Below are 20,385 nucleotides of genomic sequence, written 5' to 3'. Positions count from 1 at the left end.
CGGCCGGCGTTCCGCTGCATCGAGGCCGAAGCGTTCTCTCTGCTGGAGGACGAGCGCCGTACGACCTGGCGTTTGCCGTGCGCGTCGGCGTGCTCGACGGCGGCGACCCGCCGCGGGAAATCCCCCCTGGATGGAGCCCCCCGGCGGCGCATTCCGGTTACAGTCGACCGCGTGGTCCGCGCGTCCTCTGTGCCTGCCGGCGGGTGCCGCAGGCACCCCGGCGACGCGGGCCGCGCTCCATACATCGTGTGACATGGCCTCGCCACCCAGGCCGCGATGATTGCTCTGCGCCGCGCCGGGGCGGCGGGCCGACGCCCCGCGCCGTGCGCCTTGTGTGCCTGCGGGCCCGGTCAGTCGAGGTTGCATGTCGATGTCGTCGTGGCGTTCTGCGAAGCTGTTGCCCTGGCTGGTGCTGGGCCTGGGGCTGTTGTGCGCCGCAGGGGCCGGCTACCGCCAGCAGCAGGCCAATGCCGGGTTCGTCGAGGAGCGCTTCCAGGCCATGATGCAGCGCGCGGTCTCGCAGGTGCGTGACCGCATGACGTTGTACGAGTACGGCCTGCGCGGCACCCGCGGGGCCGTGGTGGCGGCCGGCGGGCGGGCGGTGACGCGCGAGCGCTTCGCCCGCTACGCCGCGTCGCGCAACCCTGCCAAGGAGTTCCCCGGGGCGCGCGGCTTCGGCTTCGTGCGCAAGGTGCCGCGCGCGCAGGAGCCGGCCTTCGTCGAGGCGGCGCGCGCCGACGGTTGGCCGGCGTTCTCGATCCGGCAGCTGGCGCCGCACGACGGCGATCGCTACGTGATCCAGTACGTCGAGCCGGTGGCGTCCAACCGGGATGCCATCGGCCTGGACATCGCCTCCGAGGCGCAGCGCCGCGAGGCGGCCGAGCGGGCCGTGCGCAGCGGCGAGCCGGTGCTCACGGGGCCGGTCACGCTGGTGCAGGCCGCCGCGCAGCCGCACAGCGCCTTCCTGCTGCTGCTGGCGGTGTACGAAGGCGGCGCCACGCCGCCGACCGAGGCCGCACGCGAGGCGGCGGTGATCGGCTGGGCCTACACGCCGCTGGTCATCGACGAGGTGCTGCGGGATTTCGACTACGGCGACGGCCGCTTCCGCATCGCGCTGTACGACCGCACCGAGGGCGACCCCCCCGAGCCCTTCTTCGCCACCCCGGGCTGGGCCGGGCAGCGCGGGCGCACGGGGGTCAAGGAGGCCGAGACCTGGGTGTTCGGCCGCCGCTGGGCGGTGCAGGTGCAAGCCACCCCGACCTTCTACGCCTACCTCAACCTGCCCAGTCCATGGACCGTGGCCGGCGGCACGGCGGCCGGCGCGCTGCTGCTGGCCGGGCTGACCTACCTGTACCTGCTGGGCATCGGCCGCGCACGGGCCGAGAGCCTGCAGCGCGCCCGCATGGCGGCCATCGTCGAGCACTCGCCCGACGCCATCATCGGCCAGACGCTGGACGGCGTGGTGCAGGAATGGAACCCGGCCGCGCAGCGCATGTTCGGCTACAGCGCCGGGGAGGCCGTCGGGCGCACGGTGCGCGAGCTGATCGTGCCGCCGGACCGCGACGCCGAGGAGACCGAGATCCTGCAACGCGTCGGCCGCGGCCTGGGCGTGCCCGGCTTCGACACCGTGCGCTGCCATCGGGACGGCCATGCGATCGACGTCTCGGTCTCGGTCGCGCCGATCCGGCTCGACGGCGGCGAGGTCGTGGGCACCGCCAAGATCCTGCGCGACATCAGCGCCCAGAAGGCCGCCGAGGCCGAGATCCTGCAGCTCAACGCGACGCTCGAGCAGCAGGTCGCGCAGCGCACGGCCGAGGTGCAGCGGCTCGCCGCGCGCGAGCGCGCCATCCTCGCCAGCGCCGGCAGCGCGGTGATCGCGACCGACAGCGCCGGCCTCGTGACGGTGTTCAACCCGGCGGCCGAGGCGCTGCTGGGCTACCGGGCCGACGAGGTGGTCGGCAAGGTCCGGGCGCTGTCCTTCCACGATCCCGAGGAGCTGCGCCAGCGCTGCCTGAAGCCCGGCGAGGACCGGCCGGTGCGGGTCGAGGACCTGATGGGCGGGATGGCGCGGGACGGCGGCAGCGTGCGTGGCGAATGGACCTACGTCCGCCGCGACGGGACGCGGCTGCCGGTGCTGCTGGTGCTGAGCGAGCTGCGCGACGAGGCGGGCACGCAGATCGGCTTCATGGGCGTGGCCACCGACCTGTCCGAGCGGGCGCGCCTGCAGCGCGAGCTGATCGACCTGAACCGGGCGCTGACCGAACGCAGCGCCCAGGCCGAGGCCGCCACGCGGGCCAAGAGCGAGTTCCTGGCCAACATGAGCCACGAGATCCGCACCCCGATGAACGCCATCGTCGGGCTGACCGAGCTGATGCGGCGCGACACCCGCGACCCGGTGCTGCGCGACCGGCTCGACAAGATGGCCGACGCCTCGCGGCTGCTGCTGGCCATCATCAACAACGTGCTGGACCTGTCCAAGATCGAGGCCGGCCGGCTGGTGCTGGAGCAGGTCGAGTTCGACCTGCAGCAGGTGCTGGAGAACACCTGCGCCCTGGTGCTGGGGCAGGTGCGCGGCAAGCCGCTGGAGCTGGTGATCGACGCCGCGCGCGCGCCGCGCCGGCTGGTGGGCGACCCGACCCGGATCGGGCAGGCGCTGTTGAACCTGCTGGGCAACGCGGTGAAGTTCACCCCGGCCGGGCACGTGGTGGTGCGCTGCCGCCAGGTGGACGGGGCGCCGGGGCGCATCACGCTGCGCTTCGAGGTGGCCGACACCGGCATCGGCATCGCGGCGCCGGCCCTGCAGCACCTGTTCCAGGCCTTCGAGCAGGCCGATGCCTCGACCACCCGCCGCTACGGCGGCACCGGGCTGGGCCTGACCATCACGCGCCAGCTGGCCGAGCTGATGGGCGGCAAGGTCGGCGCGAGCAGCCGCGAAGGGCGTGGCAGCACCTTCTGGTTCACGGTCCAGCTGGCGCCCGGCCACCCGGTGCCGGCGCATGACGCCGTCCTTGCCGGCCGTCGCGCGCTGGTGGTCGACGACACGCTGGTCGCCGCCGAGGCCATCGCCGGCGCGATGGAGGCGCTCGGCGGCTCGGTGGACATCGCCGGGGCGGCCGGCGAGGCCGTGGCCCTGCTGTACGAGGCCCGGGCGCGCGGCCAGCCTTACGACCTGCTGGTCTGGGACGCCGACACCGCGCCCCTGCCGCCGGCCGCGCGCGAGACGCCGGGGCTGGCCGTGCTGCTGACCACCATGCGCGACGGCAGTGCGCTGCGCGTCTCGCTGCACCGCGTGCCGGGCATCCTGGTGCTGGAAAAGCCGCTGACCGGCGCGGCGCTGGAGCGGGCCGCGGCGGCCGTGCTCGGTGCCGGCACGGCCACCGGGCTGTCGGCGCTGCCCGGCGAGCCGGACCTGCCGCACTTCGACGGCGTGCGGGCGCTGCTGGCCGAGGACAACGTGGTCAACCAGCTGGTCGCGGTCGAGCAGCTGCGTGCGCTGGGGCTGGAGGTGGACGTGGTCTCCACCGGCGCGGAAGCGGTCCAGCGCGCGCGCGCGCAGCGCTACGACATCATCCTGATGGACCTGCACATGCCCGAGATGGACGGGCTGGAGGCGACCCGCGAGATCCGGCGCCTGCCCGACCATGCCGACACGCCCATCCTCGCGATGACCGCCAGCGCCTTCGGCGAGGACCGCAGCGCCTCGCTCGAGGCCGGCATGGACGACCACATCTCCAAGCCGGTCGAGACCCGCGTGCTGGTGCGCACGCTGGAGCGCTGGCTGCGTCCGCCGCTGCCTGCGCCGCGCCGGCCCGGGCCGCCCGGCGGCCGCTCCTGAACGCTGTCCGCCCGGCAAAGCCGCCGACGCGGGCAGGGTTTTGACAGCGCGCAGAGGATGGCGCAGGCTCGCTTGGTGGCGCACCCCCGTGACCCAGGTCAACCTGCGTCCGGGCGGCGCCGCATACCTTGCTGCACGCCCTGAACTCTCCCTGGATTCCGTTGCCATGCAAGACCTTCGTGACACCACCGCCCCCGCGACCGTGCACAACCTGCCCGCCCAGGCCATCAGCGAGGAAGTGCTGCTGGAGAAGTACGCCAAGGGCGAGGAGCGCAGCGTCGACGACGTGCGCCGCCGTGTCGCGCGGGCGCTGGCGGCCGTCGAGGCGCCCGAGTCGCGGGCGCTGTGGGAGCAGCGCTTCCTGGAAGCGCAGCAGCAGGGCTTCGTGCCGGCCGGGCGCATCAATTCCGCCGCCGGCACCGACCTGTCGGCCACGCTGATCAACTGCTTCGTGCAGCCGGTGGGCGACTCGATCGCCCACGACGACGACGGCCACCCGGGCATCTACACCGCGCTCACCGAAGCGGCCGAGACGATGCGCCGCGGCGGCGGGGTGGGCTACGACTTCTCGCGCATCCGCCCGCGCGGCGCCTGGGTCGGCAGCACGCGCTCCAGCGCCAGCGGCCCGGTCAGCTACATGCGCGTGTTCGACCGCTCCTGCGAGACGGTGGAGTCGGCCGGCAGCCGGCGCGGCGCGCAGATGGGCGTGCTGCGCTGCGACCACCCGGACGTGGAGGAGTTCATCCACGCCAAGGACGAAGGCGACCTGCGCAACTTCAACATCTCGGTGGGCGTGACCGACGCGTTCATGCAGGCGGTCGAGGCCGGCACCGAGGTCGAGCTGGTGCACCGCGCCGAGCCGGGGCCGGCGCAGAAGGCCGCCGGCGCCTACCGGCGCGAGGACGGCCTGTGGGTCTACCGCAAGGTGCCCGCGCGCGAGCTGTGGGACCAGATCATGCGCTCGACCTACGACCATGCCGAGCCGGGTGTGCTGTTCCTCGACCGCATCAACGCCGACAACAACCTCAACTACTGCGAGACCATCGCCAGCACCAACCCCTGCGCCGAGCAGCCGCTGCCGCCGTACGGCTGCTGCTGCCTGGGTTCGATCGACCTGACGCGCTTCGTGCGCCGCCCGTTCGAGCCGGACGCACAGTTCGACGAGGCCGGCTTCGCGGCGCTGGCCCAGGTGGCGGTGCGCATGCTCGACAACGTGCTGGAGGTGACCTGCTGGCCGCTGCCGCAGCAGCAGGCCGAGGCGCGCAACAAGCGCCGCGTGGGCCTGGGCTTCACCGGGCTGGGCGATGCGCTGGTGATGCTCAACCTGCGCTACGACACGCCCGAGGCGCGCGCGATGGCGCGCCGCATCGCCGAGGTGATGCGTGACGCGGCCTACGAGGCCTCGGTCGAGCTGGCGCAGGAGCGCGGCGCGTTCCCGCTGTTCAACGCCGACCTGTACCTCAGCCGCGGCACCTTCGCCTCGCGCCTGCCGCAGGCGCTGAAGGACCGCATCCGCCAGCACGGCATCCGCAACTCGCACCTGCTGTCGATCGCGCCGACCGGCACCATCAGCCTGGCGTTTGCCGACAACGCGAGCAACGGCATCGAGCCGGCCTTCAGCTGGACCTACACGCGCAGGAAGCGCACCGCCGACGGCACGTTCAAGGAGTACGTGGTCGAGGACCATGCCTGGCGCCTGTTCCGCCACCTGCACGGGCCCGACGCGCCGCTGCCGCCGGCCTTCGTCACCGCGCTGGAGATGAGCGCGCAGGCGCACCAGGAGATGGTGGCCGCGGTGGCGCCGTACATCGACACCTCGATCTCCAAGACGGTCAACGTGCCGGCCGACTACCCGTACGAGGACTTCCAGGACCTGTACCTGCGCGCGTGGAAGGCCGGCCTCAAGGGCCTGGCCACCTACCGGCCCAACGCGGTGCTGGGCGCGGTGCTGAGCGTGGAGTCGTCCTCGAAGCCGCAGCCGCTGGAGACCGACGACGCCAACCGGCGCCTCGCGCTGGAGCGCCTGCCCGCACCGGTGCTGGCCTCGCTGCGCTGGCCCGGGCGGCCCGAGCTGCCGGCCGGCAACGCGGCCTGGACCTACATGATCAAGCACCCGTTCGGCGACTTCGCGCTGTTCGTCGGCGAGCTGCCGGGCGAGGGGGCGCAGGCCGGGCGCATGCTGCCGTTCGAGGTCTGGGTCAACGGCGCCGAGCAGCCGCGCGGCCTGGGCGCGATGGCCAAGACGCTGTCGATGGACCTGCGCAGCAACGACGTGGCCTGGGTCAAGCTCAAGCTCGACGCGCTGGCCACCGTGGCCGAGGAGCGCGCCTTCGACATGCCGTTCCCGCCGCACGGCGAGCTGCGGCGCTTTCCCGGCGTGGTCGCGGCGACCGCCGCGGTGATCCGCTGGCGCTGCGAGCAGCTGGGCCTGTGGCGCGAGGCCGATGCCAAGGCGCCGACCCCGGTGCTGGACGCGATGTTCAGCCGCGACGAGCCGCGCACCGGGCCGTCGGGCACGCTCGCCTGGGCGGTGGACGTCGAGAACCCGACCACCGGCGAGTCGTTCACGCTGACGCTCAAGGAGATCACGCTGCCCGGCCCGGACGGGCGGCCGGTCACGCGGCCCTGCGCGATGGGCCTGTCGGGCAACTACCCGAAGGCGCTGGACGGGCTGGCGCGGCTGCTGTCGCTGGACATGCGCGTGGTCGACCCGGCCTGGATCGGCATGAAGCTGCGCAAGCTGCTCAACTACGCCGAGCCGCTGGGCCACTTCATGGCCTTCGTGCCCGGCCTGCCGCACGGCGAGCGCCGCCAGCAGACCTGGCCCTCGACCGTGGCCTACCTGGCGCGGCTGATCATCCACCGCTACGCGATGCTGGGCGTGCTCGACGAGCAGGGCTACCCGGTGCAGGAGATGGGCATCCTGCAGGCGCCCGAAGGCGACGCGCCGGCGGCCGCCGCCGTGGCCGCCGCACCGATGGCTGGCAGGCCCTGCCCGGAGTGCGGCAACGCGACGCTGATCCACAAGGACGGCTGCGACTTCTGCACCGCCTGCGGCTACACCGGCACCTGCGGCTGAGGCCGCCCCGAGGGCGGCCCGCTGCGGCGGCGGGTGGCCGCCATGCCGTCAGGCGTCGCGCCGGCGCCGCAGGCGCCACCACAGCAGCGCGCCGCCCGCTGCCATCAGCGCATAGGTCTGCGGCTCGGGCACCGGCGCCGTCGGCAGGTCGCCCAGCCCCGCGCCGGTCTCGCTCGGGAGGAGCCGGGTGACCTGCAGGTCGACGTGGTGGTCGCCGTAGAGGGCGTCGACCGCATACAGGCCCGGATCGAGGTTGGTCAGCACCGAGAAGCTGCCGCTGAGTCCGCCTGCGGCGGTCAGCACGCGGTACAGCCCCTCGGCCAGCGAGGCATCGTCGAAGTCCGCGTACAGCGTGCCGCCCAGCAGCACCGAGCCGGCGATGGCCACGGTGTCGTACAGGCCGAGGCTGGCGATGTCCACCGCCAGGCGGCTGGCGCCGAGCCGGACCTCGCCGGTCAGCAGCGAGGCGCTGCCGACCAGGTCCAGGTCCGCGCCGGCACTCCACACGCCGCCGGCGAACTCGATCAGGTCGGCCTGCAGCACGCCGTCGACCCAGGTGCGCGCCGCAGTGCCGAGCTGGCGGTAGTCGCCGCCGACCTCCAGCGCGCTGCCTTCGCCCACTGCCAGCGTGCCGCGGTTCTGCAACGACACGTCGGTGCCGAGGCTCGCGCCGCCGCCCAGTCGCACCGTGCCGGTGTTGAGGGCCAGGTTGGCCAGCGCCGGGCGGTCGGTCCCGCCGTGGACGTTGAGCAGCCGGGCCTCCTGGCCGTGCAGCTCGATGCGGGCCGCGTTGTGCGCGATGCCTTCAGGGGCCCCGAGGTCGAGGCCGATGGCCTGGTCGCGCATCACGTAGCGCCCGCCGCCCAGGCGCCGCTCGGCGGGCGACCATTGCGCGAGCGGGCCGAGGACGTCGATGCGCGCCCCTTGCGCGTCCAGGGTGCCGCGTTGGTCCAGGCCGCCGCTGAAGATCAGCCGGCCGCTGCCCTGCGTGCGCACGACGCCGCGGTTGTCGAAGTGCCCGGTCACGTTCACCGCCCCGGCCCCCGTCTTGAGGTAGGTGCCGTGATGCTCGAACACCGCCACGCCCAGCTCCACCGGCCGGGTGGTGTCGAAGTCGTCCGGCAGCTCCTGCGCCGTCTCGTCGATGAACTCCCGTCCGGCCTGTGTCCGGATGCGGCCGCTGCCGACCAGGTCGGTCTCCCCGCTCCAGGTGGTCCGCCCGCCCAGCAGCAGGGTGCCGTTCACCACCTTGCGGTAGGCGGGCACCGCGGGGCCGCTGCCGTCCCAGTTGAACCACTGCGGCCCGCCGTGCAGCCGGGCCTCGCCGGTGACCGAGATCTGGCCCGGCACGTCCAGGGTGGCGGTGTCCCAGTCCAGCGTGGTCACGCGCAGCTGCGGGGCGCTGATGCCGCCCCAGGAGGGCGGGAAGAAGGGGTCGAGCTGGTGGGCGCCGCCGGTGCGCAGCTCGCGGGCCTGAAGGGGTGCCTGCGATTCGAGCACGGCCGCGCCGTCGAGCTCGACCAGGCCGTGGCCGACGATGGCCGCGCCGTTGACCAGCTGCGTGATGCCGCCGCTGAACACCAGCCGGCCGTCGTTGTGGACGCTGCCGCCGTCGAACACGACGGGCATGGAGCGTTCGTCGATCGCATCGTTGATGAACGTCAGCGCGCCCGAGGGACCCACGTGCCAGCGGCCGGTGCTGTGCATGCCGGACCACAGCACCGAGAAGCTCGCCTCGCCGCGGATGCGCACGGTGCCGCTCTGCTCGATGGCCGGGTAGCGGAACACCGAGACGTCCAGCACGGCGCCGTCGGCCACCTCCAGGGTGCCGGTGTTGCTCCAGCTGCCGGACGGCGCGCCGTTGATCGAGACCCGGCCCTGGTTGACGAGGAAGCGGCCGTGGTTCTGGAACGCCGCGCCGCCGAAGGGCATGTCGAAGCTGGTGGTGGCCTGGCCGGTCTTCACGTAGGTGCCGTCGTTGCGCCAGGTGCCGCCCACGTGCAGCCGGTGGTCGCCGCTGTCGGCATGGTCCTCGAAGCGTCCGGTCGCGCCGATGGTCAGCGTGCCGTCGGTGCCCAGCTGCGACACGCCGTCGAGCCACTGCGTGCGGCCGCACAGCGTCAGGCTGCTCTGGTTGCCGCCGAGGTACTGGTCGCCACCCGGGCCGAGCACCGCCTGGCCGGTGACCACCAGCTGCGACGGCGGATCGGCGAACAGGTCGGGCGAGAACCGTCCGGCGTCCCAGCGGAGGGTCCGCACGGTCAGCCCCCCGGGGCCTTGATGGTGCCCCCGGCGAAGTGCAGGGTGCCGAGCGACGAGCCGGACGCGTTGAGGATCAGCTCGCCGCCCTGCACGAGCAGCTGCCGCGAGCCGTGCACGCTGCCCACGTCGAACACCCCGCTGCGCAGGGTGGTGTCGTAGGCGCCCAGCAGCAGCCGCGCATCGGCGCCGGACGGCAGGGCGGGCGACCAGTTGCTCGCCAGGTCCCAGAACGAATTGCTGCTGCCGGCAGCGCCGGTCCAGGTGTAGTCCGCCGCAGGGGCGGCACCGGCGCAACAGGTGGCACAGGCCAGGGCCAGCCGGGACAGGTGCGGGCGGAAACCAAAGGCTGCGTTCATGATGTCTCCTCCGTCAGGGCGCAGCAGGGACGCGCCCTCGCAATCCACAGCATCCACGGCCGCTTCGGGCGGGGGTGGCCAACGTGCAAGCAGGTGTGACGCACTGCCGCGCAAGCCGCGTCCGGTGCGGCCTGGCGGCCATCCCCCGTTTCCAGGGGTGAGGCAGGCGCGCAGCATGCTTGTCGTGGCGGACACGCCACGCGGCGCGCTGTCAAGGGCGGTCCATCCCCGGTGGTGGGGCGATCGCCCCCGGCGGTACCATCGACCGGTGAGCATGCCGACCGTGTCCCTCCAGGACGATTTCACCCACGTTCCCGACCTGCCGCGCGACGTGCGCAGCGTGCTCGAGCTGGCCGCGCGCTCGATGTTCCAGCTGTTCGCCGACACCGTCGAGGGCATGATGCTGGTCGACCGGCAGGGCAAGGTGGTCTGGATCAGCGAGGGCTACAAGCAGTTCCTGCCCGCGCTGGGCTTCCAGGACGAATCCGAGTTCGTCGGCCATGCGGTCGAGGAGGTGGTGCCCAACACGCTGATGCGCGAGGTCATCGCCACCGGCCGGCCCATCCTGGTGGACCTGCTGACCAACAAGGCCGGCACCTTCCTGGTCAGCCGCATCCCGCTGCGCGACGACCGCGGCGAGGTGATCGGCGCGCTCGGCATGGTGCTGATGGCTCACCCCGAGAGCACGATGCAGCCGCTGATGAAGAAGTTCGCGCGGCTGCAGCGCGAGCTGGACGACGCGCGCAAGCAGCTCGCCGAGCAGCGCCGGCCCAAGTACACCTTCGCCAGCTTCATCGGCTCCAGCCCGCAGGTCATGGAGGTCAAGCGCCAGGCGCGTCGCGTCGCGCAGACCGACAGCACGGTGCTGCTGCTGGGCGAGACCGGCACCGGCAAGGAGCTGCTCGCGCACGCGATCCACGCGGCTTCGTCGCGCGCCGGGCGGCCGTTCATCGGTGTCAACATCGCCGCCATTCCCGAGACGCTGCTGGAGGCCGAGTTCTTCGGCGTCGCGCCCGGCGCCTACACCGGCGCCGACCGCAAGGGCCGCGACGGCAAGTTCAAGCTGGCCGACGGCGGCACGCTGTTCCTCGACGAGATCGGCGACATGCCGCTGGCGCTGCAGGCCAAGCTGCTGCGCGCGCTGCAGGAGCAGGAGATCGAGCCGCTCGGCTCCAACCAGGTGCTCAAGGTCGACGTGCGCGTCATCGCCGCCACCAGCCGCGACCTGCCTCAACTGGTGGCCGAGGGCAAGTTCCGCGAGGACCTGTACTACCGGCTCAACGTGGTGCCGATCCGGCTGCCCTCGCTGCGCGAGCGGCTGGGCGACCTGGAAGCGCTGGTCGAGTTCCTCGGCGAGGACATCTCGCGGCGCAGCGGCATGCCGCACCGCGACGTCGCGCCCGATGCCTTCGAGGTGCTGCGCGCCCACCCCTGGCGCGGCAACATCCGCGAGCTGCGCAACGTGCTGGAGCAGGTGACCATGCTCACCGACGACCTGCGGCTGGAGGCGCGGCACTTCCGCCGGGCGCTGGCGACGCCGGAATCGCCGCTCCAGCCGCCGGTGGAGCTCAGCCCTGCGTCCGCGACCGCCGCCGAGGGTGCCGGTGCACCCGGGGCGTCGGCGGTGCGGCCGCTGGGCGAAGCGGTGGCCGAGGTCGAGCGGCAGGCCATCCAGGCGGCACTCAACGCCACCGGGGGCAACAAGCAGGCGGCCGCGCGCCTGCTGAAGATCTCGCGCGCCACGCTGTACGAGAAGCTGGCGCAGTACGGGCCGGTGCCCTGGCCGCCGGCCGGGGGGCGCTGAACGGGCGGACTGGTGCCTGGTGCGGCGCGGGCCGATGGTATCGGCCTGTGTCCGGTCGCGAGGGCACGCCAAGGGGCGCCGCCCGGCCGGCCGGCGCCAGGCAGCAAACGGCGCGCCGCATCCCCTCCCGCATCTGCAGGAGCACAGGTGGTAGACGCGGCCCGGCGGGCTTCCTATGCTGGACGGGCAGTGCGGGCTGCCGTCCGCTGCACGCGATGGCAGCGATGTTTTCCATGCACGGGCGGGCCGGATCACCGGCCCGAGCGGCTTGGCGCGTCGGCGGGAGGCAGACGATGGGACTGGTGCTGAACCTGGGCTGCGGTTCGCAGATCGGCGACGGCTGGGTGAATGTCGACTACGCGCTGGGCGCGCGGCTGGCCAAGCTGCCGCTGTTCGGGCCCATCAACCAGCGGTTGGAGATCTTCAAGTTCGACTGGGACGACCGGATCTACCTGCACGACCTGACCAAGCCTTTCCCCTGGGCCACCGGCAGCGCCGATGCCGTCTACAGCTCGCACACCCTGGAACACCTGTCGCGCGAGGACGGCCGGCGCTTCCTGCGCGAATGCCACCGGGTGCTCAGGCCCGGCGGCCGCATCCGCATCGTCGTGCCGGACCTGCGCGAGGCGGTCGAGGCCTACCTGGCAGGCCGGGTGCAGGCCGACGATTTCGTCGAGTCGCTGGGCGTGCTCTACATCCCCAGTCCCAACCCGATCAAGCGCAAGCTGGCGCCCTTCGTGCAGTTCCCGCACAAGTGCATGTACGACACGCCCCGGCTGGTGGCGGTGATGCGGGAGATCGGCTTCGACGCCGAGCCGCGCCGGCCGTTCGACAGCGGCATCGCCGGGCTGGAGCGCGTGGAGCTGGAGGACCGCACCCGCGGCGCGGTGATCGTCGAGGGGGTCAAGCCGGCAACGTCTGGAAACCGGACACATGTCTGATCTCAGGACAGTCACCTCGGGAAAACGCTGAAAAGTTTTCCGGACACCGGTCGCGCGGCGGGCCTCCGGTACAACCCGGACCCCTGGCCGAAAAAGCGTTTAATCTCAACACCTTGCGAACCGTGCCGCAAGGTGGCCCCGGTCTTGCATCTCCTTGGTGCGACCGCCAGCCACGGCGGCCGAAAAACGGTATCCAAGCCGCATCGACAAGGAGACAACTGATGACCCTGATCGCCCGCCGAACCCTGATCGGGCTCGCCGCCACCGCCCTGGCGGCCGCCAGCGGCCTCGCCACGGCGCAAGGCAGCAAGGAAATCCGCATCGCACACGTCTACAGCAAGACCGGCCCGCTGGAGGCCTACGGCAAGCAGACGCAGATCGGCCTGATGATGGGCCTGGAGTACGCCACCGGCGGCACGATGACGGTGGCCGGCAGGAAGCTGGTCGTCATCGAGAAGGACGACCAGGGCAAGCCCGACGTCGGCAAGAGCCTGCTGGCTGCCGCCTACGGCGACGACAAGGCCGACATCGCGGTCGGCCCCTCGTCCTCCGGCGTTGCGCTGGCGATGCTGCCGGTGGCCGAGGAGTACAAGAAGATCCTGCTGGTGGAGCCGGCCGTGGCCGACTCGATCACCGGCGAGAAGTGGAACAAGTACATCTTCCGCACCGGCCGCAACAGCTCGCAGGACGCGATCTCCAACGCCGTCGCGCTGGACCAGGAAGGCACCGTGATCGCGACGCTGGCGCAGGACTACGCCTTCGGCCGTGACGGCGTGGCCGCCTTCAAGAGCGCGCTGAAGAAGGCCAAGGTGGTGCACGAGGAGTACCTGCCGACCAACACCACGGACTTCACCGCCGGGGCGCAACGCCTGTTCGACGCGCTGAAGGACAAGCCGGGCCGCAAGGTGATCTTCATCATCTGGGCCGGCGCGGGCAACCCGTTCAAGATCGCCGACCTCGACCCGAAGCGCTACGGCATCGAGATCGCCACCGGCGGCAACATCCTGCCGGCGATGGTGAGCTACAAGCAGTTCCCGGGCATGGAGGGCGCGACCTACTACTACTTCGGCATCCCGAAGAACCCGGTCAACGAGTGGCTGGTGGCCAACCACTACAGCCGCTACAAGAGCCCGCCGGACTTCTTCACCGCCGGCGGCATGGCCGCGGGCATGGCGATCGTCGAGGCGCTCAAGAAGACCAACGGCGACACCAACACCAACAAGCTGATCAAGGCGATGGAGGGCATGCGCTTCCAGACGCCGAAGGGCGAGATGTACTTCCGCCCCGAGGACCATCAGGCCATGCAGTCCATGTACCACTTCAGGATCAAGGTCGATCCGGCCTTCGAGTGGGGCGTGCCCGAGCTGGTGCGGGAAATCCGTCCGGAAGAAATGGACGTGCCGATCCGCAACAAGCGCTGAGCACCTGAGGCCGCCGCGCGCCGCGACGGTGCGCGTCGGCCTTCCTCCTTCTTCTTCGTTTGCAGCATCGAACAACCCCCGGGGCACACGGGGGCGGAGGGTCGCTTGTTCCCTGCACCACCACGAGAGGAGACGACGCGATGAGGAAGACACCGATGATCCGCCGCCTCGCCGCGCTGGCGGCGGGATGGCTGGCCGGCGCGGCCTGGGCCCAGGTCCAGCCGTTGCCGCAGCTGAACGTCGACAAGCAGGCCATCAGCGTGTCCGGCCTGTCCGCCGGCGGCTACATGGCCGCGCAGCTGGGCTGGGCGCACTCGTCCACCTTCATGGGCGTGGGCGTGTTCGCCGGCGGCCCGTACACCTGCGCGCGGCAGAGCAACTACACCTCCTGCATGTACAACGCGAGCGTGTCGACGGCGATGCGCAACGCGATGCAGTCCAACATCGATGGCTGGAGCGGCAGCGCGATCGACGCGAAGGCGAACGTCGCGACCCAGAAGATCTTCCTGTTCACCGGTACCAGCGACACCACGGTCGGCGTCAACCTGATGGACGCGCTGCGCGACCAGTACCTCGCCAACGGCGTGCCGTCGGCCAACCTGCAGTACGTCAAGCGCAGCGGCACGGCGCACACCTTCCCGACCGACTTCGACAGCGCCGGCAACAACGCCTGCGGCAGCACCGCCTCGCCCTACATCAGCAACTGCGGCTACGACGGGGCCGGCGCCGTGTTGAGCCACCTCTACGGGCCGCTGAACCCGCGCAACGACAGCCCGGCGACCGGCAACTACGGCCAGTTCAACCAGGCCGCGTTCACCAGCAACCCCGGCATGGCGGCCACCGGCTGGGTCTACGTGCCGGCCAACTGCGCGGCCGGTGCCAAGTGCCGGCTGCACGTCGCGCTGCACGGCTGCCAGCAGAGCGAATCGCAGGTCGGCCAGCGTTTCGTGCGCGACACCGGCTACACCCGCTGGGCCGACACCAACAGCATCATCGTGCTGTTCCCGCAGGCCAAGGTCGACAACACGCTGCGCAGCACCGCCGCGAGCGGCACGCTGCCCAACCCCAACGCCTGCTGGGACTGGATCGGCTGGTACGGCAGCAACTACGCACAGAAGGCCGGCAGCCAGATCAGCGCCATCAAGGCCATGGTGGACCACCTCGCCAGCGGCGCCCCGTCCTCGGCGCTGCCGCCGCCGGCCAGCGTGAGCACCTCGGGGGCCACCGACACCAGCATGGTGGTCAGCTGGTCGACCGTCTCGGGCGCGGCCGGCTACAACGTCTACCGCGACGGCAGCCAGGTCAACGGCGCGCCGGTGGCCGGCACCAGCTACACCGACACGGGCCTGGCCCCTGGCACCGCCTACAGCTGGACCGTGCGCACGGTCGACGGCAGCGGGGCCGAGAGCGCACCTTCGGCGCCTGCGACCGGCACCACCACCGGCACGCCGCCGGCCACGCCCACCTGCTACACCGCGAGCAACTACGCGCACACGCTGGCCGGCCGCGCCTATGCGCTGTGGGGCTACACCTATGCCTACGGCTCCAACGAGAACATGGGGCTGTGGAACATCTTCGTGACGACGACCCTCAAGAGGATCGCGCCGAACCATTACGTCATCGGCACCTGCCCCTGAGGTGCCCGTTTCCGATACGACGGTGAATGCGATGAACCCTGTGCTCGAGACCCGGGACCTGACGATCCGCTTCGGCGGGCACGTGGCCGTGGACCGCGTCAGCTGCGCCTTCCACGCCGGCACGCTGACGGCCATCGTCGGGCCCAACGGGGCGGGCAAGACCACCTACTTCAACCTGATCTCCGGCCAGCTCAAGGCCACCAGCGGCTCGGTGCTGCTCGAGGGCGAGGACATCACCGCCTTGCCCGCGCCGCTGCGCACGCGCCGCGGGCTGGGCCGGGCCTTCCAGCTCACCCAGCTGTTCCCCAACCTCTCGGTGCTGGAGAACGTGCGCCTGGCCGTGCAGGCGCGCCACGGCGGGGGCCTGCAGCTGCTCAGCGTCTGGCTGGACCACAAGCACCTGCTCGACGAGGCGCAGGCGGTGCTCGAGGCGGTGCGCCTGGCCGACAAGGCCGACGCGCCAGCCTCCGCGCTGCCGCACGGCGACCAGCGCAAGCTGGAGGTCGCGCTGATGATGGCGCTGGACCCCAAGGTCTACATGTTCGACGAGCCCACCGCCGGCATGAGCGTCGACGAGGTGCCGGTGGTGCTGGACCTGATCCGCGCGCTCAAGCAGCGGCGCGACAAGACCATCCTGCTGGTCGAGCACAAGATGGACGTGGTGCGCGAGCTGGCGGACCGCATCATCGTGCTGCACAACGGCCAGCTGCTCGCCGACGGCGAGCCGGCGCAGGTGATGGCGCTGCCGGTGGTGCAAAGCGCCTACATGGGCACCGTGGCGGTGGAGGAGGGGGCATGAGGCCGGGCCTGGTTCACGGCGTGGTGCCGGGATGCGCGCCCGATGCCGGGCGCGAGCAGCGCAGGTGGCCCTCGCACAGCGCGGGCCGGGGAATGCGGGGTGCCCGCTTCCTGGATGACGTCCTTCCGGGCAAGCGGAAGAAGGTTGCCGCGCCGCCGGGCACGCACCCCGGCGTCCCGGCACGACGCCCCGACCCCATGCCGACCAGGACCAACCGCCATCCGGGGCGGTCCAGCCTGCCCCTGATCCAGCCTTCGAGCAAAGCAGCCTCATGAGCACTCCCGTCCTCCAGCTGGACAACGTCCACACCCACATCGGCGCCTACCACATCCTCCACGGCGTGGACTTCACCGTGCCGCAGGGCGAGGTGACCATGCTGCTGGGTCGCAACGGTGCCGGCAAGACCACGACGCTGCGCACCATCATGGGCCTGTGGCAGGCCAGCCGCGGTCGCATCACGTTCGACGGCCAGCCGATCGGCGGCGAGGGGCAGCGCCTGTCCACGCCCGAGATCGCGCAGCGCGGCATCGCCTACGTGCCCGAGACCATGGGCATCTTCTCGGACCTGACGGTCAAGGAGAACCTGCTGCTGGCCGCGCGCAAGGCGCGCACCGTCGACGACCTGGACACGCAGCGCCTGGAATGGATCTTCGGCCTGTTCCCGGCGCTGAAGAAGTTCTGGCTCTACCCGGCCGGCAAGCTTTCGGGCGGGCAGAAGCAGATGCTGTCGGTGGCGCGCGCCATCGTCGAGCCTCGCAAGCTGCTGCTCATCGACGAACCGAGCAAGGGGCTGGCGCCGGCCATCATCCAGAACCTCATCGGGGCGCTGCAGGAGCTCAAGCGCACCCAGACCACCATCCTGCTGGTCGAGCAGAACTTCGCGATGGCCAAGGCGCTGGGCGACTCGGTCGCGGTGATGGACGACGGGCGCGTCGTGCACCGCGGCCGCATGGCCGAACTGGCCGAGGACGAGGACCTGCAGCGCCGCCTGCTGGGCCTGTCGCTCGCCGCCCACCAGTGACGTGATGCCAGAGACCGCGCAATCCCGAGGAACGCCCATGACCGCGACTGCCGCTTCCACCAACCCCGCGACCCCGCCGACGGCGACGCCGGCGCAGGTGCCGCGGGCCCGCTTCGACGCCATCCCGCTGCTGCTGGTGCTCGCGCTGGCGGGCCTGGCGCTGCCGCTGGTCGGCTCGGTGCCGACCTGGCTGACGCTCACGCTTGCGGGCCTGGCGATGGGGATGATCGTGTTCATCATCGCCTCCGGCCTGACGCTGGTGTTCGGCCTGATGGACGTGCTGAACTTCGGCCACGGCGTGTTCATCGCGCTGGGCGCCTTCGTCGCGACCAGCGTGTTCGGCCTGATGGGCGACTGGACCGGCAGCGCCTCGGTGGCACACAACCTGGCCGCGGTGTTCGCGGCGATGCTGGTCGCGATGGCGGTGGCCGGCGCGATCGGCTATGCCTTCGAGCGGGTCGTCGTGCGCCCGGTCTACGGCCAGCACCTCAAGCAGATCCTCATCACGATGGGCGGCATGATCATCGGCGAGGAGATCATCAAGGTCATCTGGGGGCCGCAGCAGATCCCGCTGCCGCTGCCGCAGGCCCTGCGCGGCTCGTTCTTCATCGCCGATGCCGCGATCGAGAAGTACCGCGTGTTCGCGGTGGTCATCGGCCTGGTCGTGCTGGTCGGCATGCTGTGGGTGCTCAACCGCACCAAGATCGGCCTGCTGATCCGCGCGGGCGTGCAGGACCGCGAGATGGTCGAGAGCCTGGGCTACCGCATCAAGCGGCTGTTCGTCGGCGTGTTCGTGGTCGGCTCGGCGCTGGCCGGCCTGGGCGGGGTCCTGTGGGGCCTGTACCAGCAGATGGTGGTGCCGCAGATGGGCGCGCAGATCAACGTGCTGCTGTTCATCGTCATCATCATCGGCGGCCTGGGCTCGACGCTCGGCTGCTTCGTCGGTGCGCTGCTGGTGGGACTGATGGCCAACTACACCGGCTTCCTCGCGCCCAAGGTGGCGCTGTTCTCCAACATCGGGCTGATGGTCGCCATCCTGCTGTGGCGCCCGCAGGGCCTGTACCCCGTGACCAGCCGCTGAGCAGGAGGTGCCCGCCATGTTGAAACGCCTGCTCTCTCACGACCTGCCCCGCAGCCGCGCGCTCGCGGTGGCGCTGATGCTCATCGTCGCGGTGCTGCTCGTGGTGCCTTTCGCGTTCCCCGGCAGCAAGTCGCTCAACGTCGCGGCCAAGGTGCTGATCTTCATCGTGCTGGTGGCCAGCTACGACCTGCTGCTCGGCTACACCGGCATCGTCAGCTTCGCGCACACGATGTTCTTCGGCATCGGCGCCTACGGGGTGGCGATCGCCTCCAGCCGCATGGGCGCCGGCTGGGACGCACTGGCCGTCGGCATCGTGCTGGCGCTCGCGCTCTCGCTCGTGCTGTCGCTGGTGATCGGCCTGTTCAGCCTGCGGGTGCGAGCGATCTTCTACGCGATGATCACGCTGGCGGTGGCCTCGGCATTCCAGACGCTGGCCTCGCAGCTGTCGGAGTTCACCGGCGGCGAGGACGGCCTGACCTTCCGCGTGCCCGAGGTGCTGAGCCCGAGCTTCGAGCCGTTCGAGGAGGAGATCCTCGGCGTGCTGATCGACGGCCGCATCATCAGCTACTACCTGCTGTTCGTCGTCGCGGTGGTGCTGGTGCTGCTGATGCTGCGCATCGTGAACTCGCCGTTCGGCCGGGTGCTGCAGGCCATCCGCGAGAACGACTTCCGCGCCGAGGCGATCGGCTACCGCACCGTGGTCTACCGCACGCTGTCCAACGTGCTGTCGGCGCTGTTCGCCACGCTGGCCGGCTGCATGCTCGCGGTCTGGCTGCGCTACAACGGCCCGGACACCTCGCTGTCCTTCGAGATCATGCTCGACATCCTGCTGATCGTCGTGATCGGCGGCATGGGCACGATCTACGGCGCCGTCATCGGCAGCGCGCTGTTCGTGCTGGCGCAGAACTACCTGCAGGACCTGATGCGGCTGGGGGCCGGCGCGGTGGAAGGGCTGCCGGTGATCTCCGAGCTCGTTTCCCCCGATCGCTGGCTGCTGTGGCTGGGCGTGCTGTTCGTGCTGTGCGTCTACCACTTCCCGAGCGGCATCGTCGGCCGGCTGCGCCAGCGGGTGCAGGCCGCGGTGCGCTGAAAGGACCGCCCCGATGGACATGCGCGGCAGGCAGCGTGACCCCGCCACGACGCAGGCCGGGCCTGCCTTCCCTGACGACATCGCCCGACCGCATTGCACGGCACCGGCGGCGGGCGCTCGACGGATCGAGACGGACGGCCGGGCCGTCCAGGTGCCGCACGGAGAAAAGGTGTCCCCATGGGCTACACGTCGAACTACCTGACCTGCGCCGGGCGCGAGATCCACTACACCGAGTGGGGCGCGCAGCACGGCGAGACGGTGATCGCCTGGCATGGCCTGGCGCGCACCGGGCGCGACATGGACGAGGTGGCTGAACACCTGTCGTCGCGCTACCGCGTCATCTGCCCCGACACGATCGGCCGCGGGCTGTCGGAGTGGAGTCCCGACCCGGTCAACGAATACCAGCTGTCGTTCTACGTGCGGCTGGCCACCGAGCTGGTCGACCAGCTCGACATCGACAAGTTCCACTGGATCGGCACCTCGATGGGCGGGGCGATCGGCACGCTGGCCGCGGCGACCACCCTGCGCGGCCGCATCCGGCGCCTGATCCTCAACGACAACGGCCCCAGGCTGGCCGAGCCCGCGCTGCAGCGCATCCGCGCCTACGCCGGCAACCCGCCGACTTTCCAGCGTGTCACCGAGCTGGAGCAGTTCCTGCGCAAGGTCTACGAGCCGTACGGCTGGCTGTCCGACGCGCAATGGCGCCGCATGGCCGAGACCTCCGCGCGGCGCCTGCCCGACGGCCGCATCACCACGCACTACGACCCGGCGATGGTGCAGCAGTTCATCCACCACCCGGACGACTACGACCTGTGGGACGCCTACGACAGCCTGGACATCCCGGTGCTGTGCCTGCGCGGCGAGCATTCCGACCTGCTGCTGCCGGAAACCACGGACGAGATGCGTCGCCGCGGTCCGCGCGCGGTGGTGGTCACGATCCCGGGCTGCGGCCACGCGCCGGCGCTGAACGTGCCGGACCAGCTCGAGCTGGTCGAGCGCTTCTTCACCGCCGCGGACTGAGGCGGGCCGGCGGCGCCCCGGGGTGCCAGGGCACGCCGC

Annotated in this window: 13 protein-coding genes; 11 read left to right on the top strand and 2 right to left on the bottom strand. The window is 71.4% G+C overall.

Going from position 1 to position 20,385, the window contains the following annotated elements; genetic code table 11:
* The first annotated feature begins 364 nt into the window (after nucleotides 1-364).
* Complete coding sequence (locus tag IS481_RS15220) at nucleotides 365-3,835, top strand: CHASE domain-containing protein (RefSeq protein WP_104358076.1); 3,471 nt, start codon at nucleotides 365-367, stop codon at nucleotides 3,833-3,835.
* 166 nt (nucleotides 3,836-4,001) lie between these two features.
* Nucleotides 4,002-6,914, top strand: a complete 2,913-nt coding sequence (locus IS481_RS15215; protein ID WP_104358075.1) for an adenosylcobalamin-dependent ribonucleoside-diphosphate reductase — start codon at nucleotides 4,002-4,004, stop codon at nucleotides 6,912-6,914.
* Nucleotides 6,915-6,962: 48 nt separating this feature from the next.
* On the opposite strand, the gene IS481_RS15210 is transcribed toward IS481_RS15215, so the two are convergent.
* Both IS481_RS15210 and IS481_RS15205 read right to left on the bottom strand, forming a co-directional pair.
* Complete coding sequence (locus tag IS481_RS15210) at nucleotides 6,963-9,173, bottom strand: PEP-CTERM sorting domain-containing protein (protein ID WP_104358074.1); 2,211 nt, start codon at nucleotides 9,171-9,173, stop codon at nucleotides 6,963-6,965.
* Nucleotides 9,174-9,175: 2 nt separating this feature from the next.
* The gene (locus IS481_RS15205) at nucleotides 9,176-9,532 is read right to left on the bottom strand and encodes a hypothetical protein (protein WP_104358073.1); all 357 of its coding nucleotides are present in this window, start codon (nucleotides 9,530-9,532) and stop codon (nucleotides 9,176-9,178) included.
* Between the two features lie 274 nt (nucleotides 9,533-9,806).
* Between IS481_RS15205 and IS481_RS15200 the strand changes: the two genes are divergently transcribed.
* The 9 genes from IS481_RS15200 (at nucleotide 9,807) to IS481_RS15160 (ending at nucleotide 20,346) form a co-directional block, all read left to right on the top strand.
* Complete coding sequence (locus IS481_RS15200) at nucleotides 9,807-11,336, top strand: sigma-54 interaction domain-containing protein (RefSeq protein ID WP_104358072.1); 1,530 nt, start codon at nucleotides 9,807-9,809, stop codon at nucleotides 11,334-11,336.
* 293 nt (nucleotides 11,337-11,629) lie between these two features.
* Complete coding sequence (locus IS481_RS15195) at nucleotides 11,630-12,277, top strand: class I SAM-dependent methyltransferase (RefSeq protein WP_170067475.1); 648 nt, start codon at nucleotides 11,630-11,632, stop codon at nucleotides 12,275-12,277.
* A 221-nt stretch (nucleotides 12,278-12,498) separates the two neighbouring features.
* On the top strand, nucleotides 12,499-13,698 hold the full coding sequence (locus IS481_RS15190; RefSeq protein ID WP_104358070.1) for a substrate-binding domain-containing protein: 1,200 nt from the start codon (nucleotides 12,499-12,501) through the stop codon (nucleotides 13,696-13,698).
* Between the two features lie 140 nt (nucleotides 13,699-13,838).
* The gene (locus tag IS481_RS15185; protein WP_104358069.1) at nucleotides 13,839-15,335 is read left to right on the top strand and encodes an extracellular catalytic domain type 2 short-chain-length polyhydroxyalkanoate depolymerase; all 1,497 of its coding nucleotides are present in this window, start codon (nucleotides 13,839-13,841) and stop codon (nucleotides 15,333-15,335) included.
* 31 nt (nucleotides 15,336-15,366) lie between these two features.
* Nucleotides 15,367-16,134: an ABC transporter ATP-binding protein gene (locus IS481_RS15180; protein WP_104358068.1), complete on the top strand. Its 768-nt coding sequence runs from the start codon at nucleotides 15,367-15,369 to the stop codon at nucleotides 16,132-16,134.
* Between the two features lie 271 nt (nucleotides 16,135-16,405).
* Entirely contained in the window at nucleotides 16,406-17,155 is a 750-nt protein-coding gene (locus tag IS481_RS15175; RefSeq protein WP_104358067.1) for an ABC transporter ATP-binding protein, read from the top strand.
* Between the two features lie 37 nt (nucleotides 17,156-17,192).
* The gene (locus tag IS481_RS15170) at nucleotides 17,193-18,236 is read left to right on the top strand and encodes a branched-chain amino acid ABC transporter permease (protein WP_104358066.1); all 1,044 of its coding nucleotides are present in this window, start codon (nucleotides 17,193-17,195) and stop codon (nucleotides 18,234-18,236) included.
* A 16-nt stretch (nucleotides 18,237-18,252) separates the two neighbouring features.
* On the top strand, nucleotides 18,253-19,326 hold the full coding sequence (locus IS481_RS15165) for a branched-chain amino acid ABC transporter permease (protein ID WP_104358065.1): 1,074 nt from the start codon (nucleotides 18,253-18,255) through the stop codon (nucleotides 19,324-19,326).
* Nucleotides 19,327-19,503: 177 nt separating this feature from the next.
* Nucleotides 19,504-20,346, top strand: a complete 843-nt coding sequence (locus tag IS481_RS15160) for an alpha/beta fold hydrolase (RefSeq protein WP_104358064.1) — start codon at nucleotides 19,504-19,506, stop codon at nucleotides 20,344-20,346.
* The last annotated feature ends 39 nt before the right edge of the window (nucleotides 20,347-20,385 follow it).

The sequence above is a fragment of the Caldimonas thermodepolymerans genome (assembly GCF_015476235.1).
Classification (GTDB): Bacteria; Pseudomonadota; Gammaproteobacteria; order Burkholderiales; family Burkholderiaceae_C; genus Caldimonas; species Caldimonas thermodepolymerans.
Note: the sequence above shows the minus strand (reverse complement) of the source record. Positions and strands in the feature narration are given on the sequence as shown.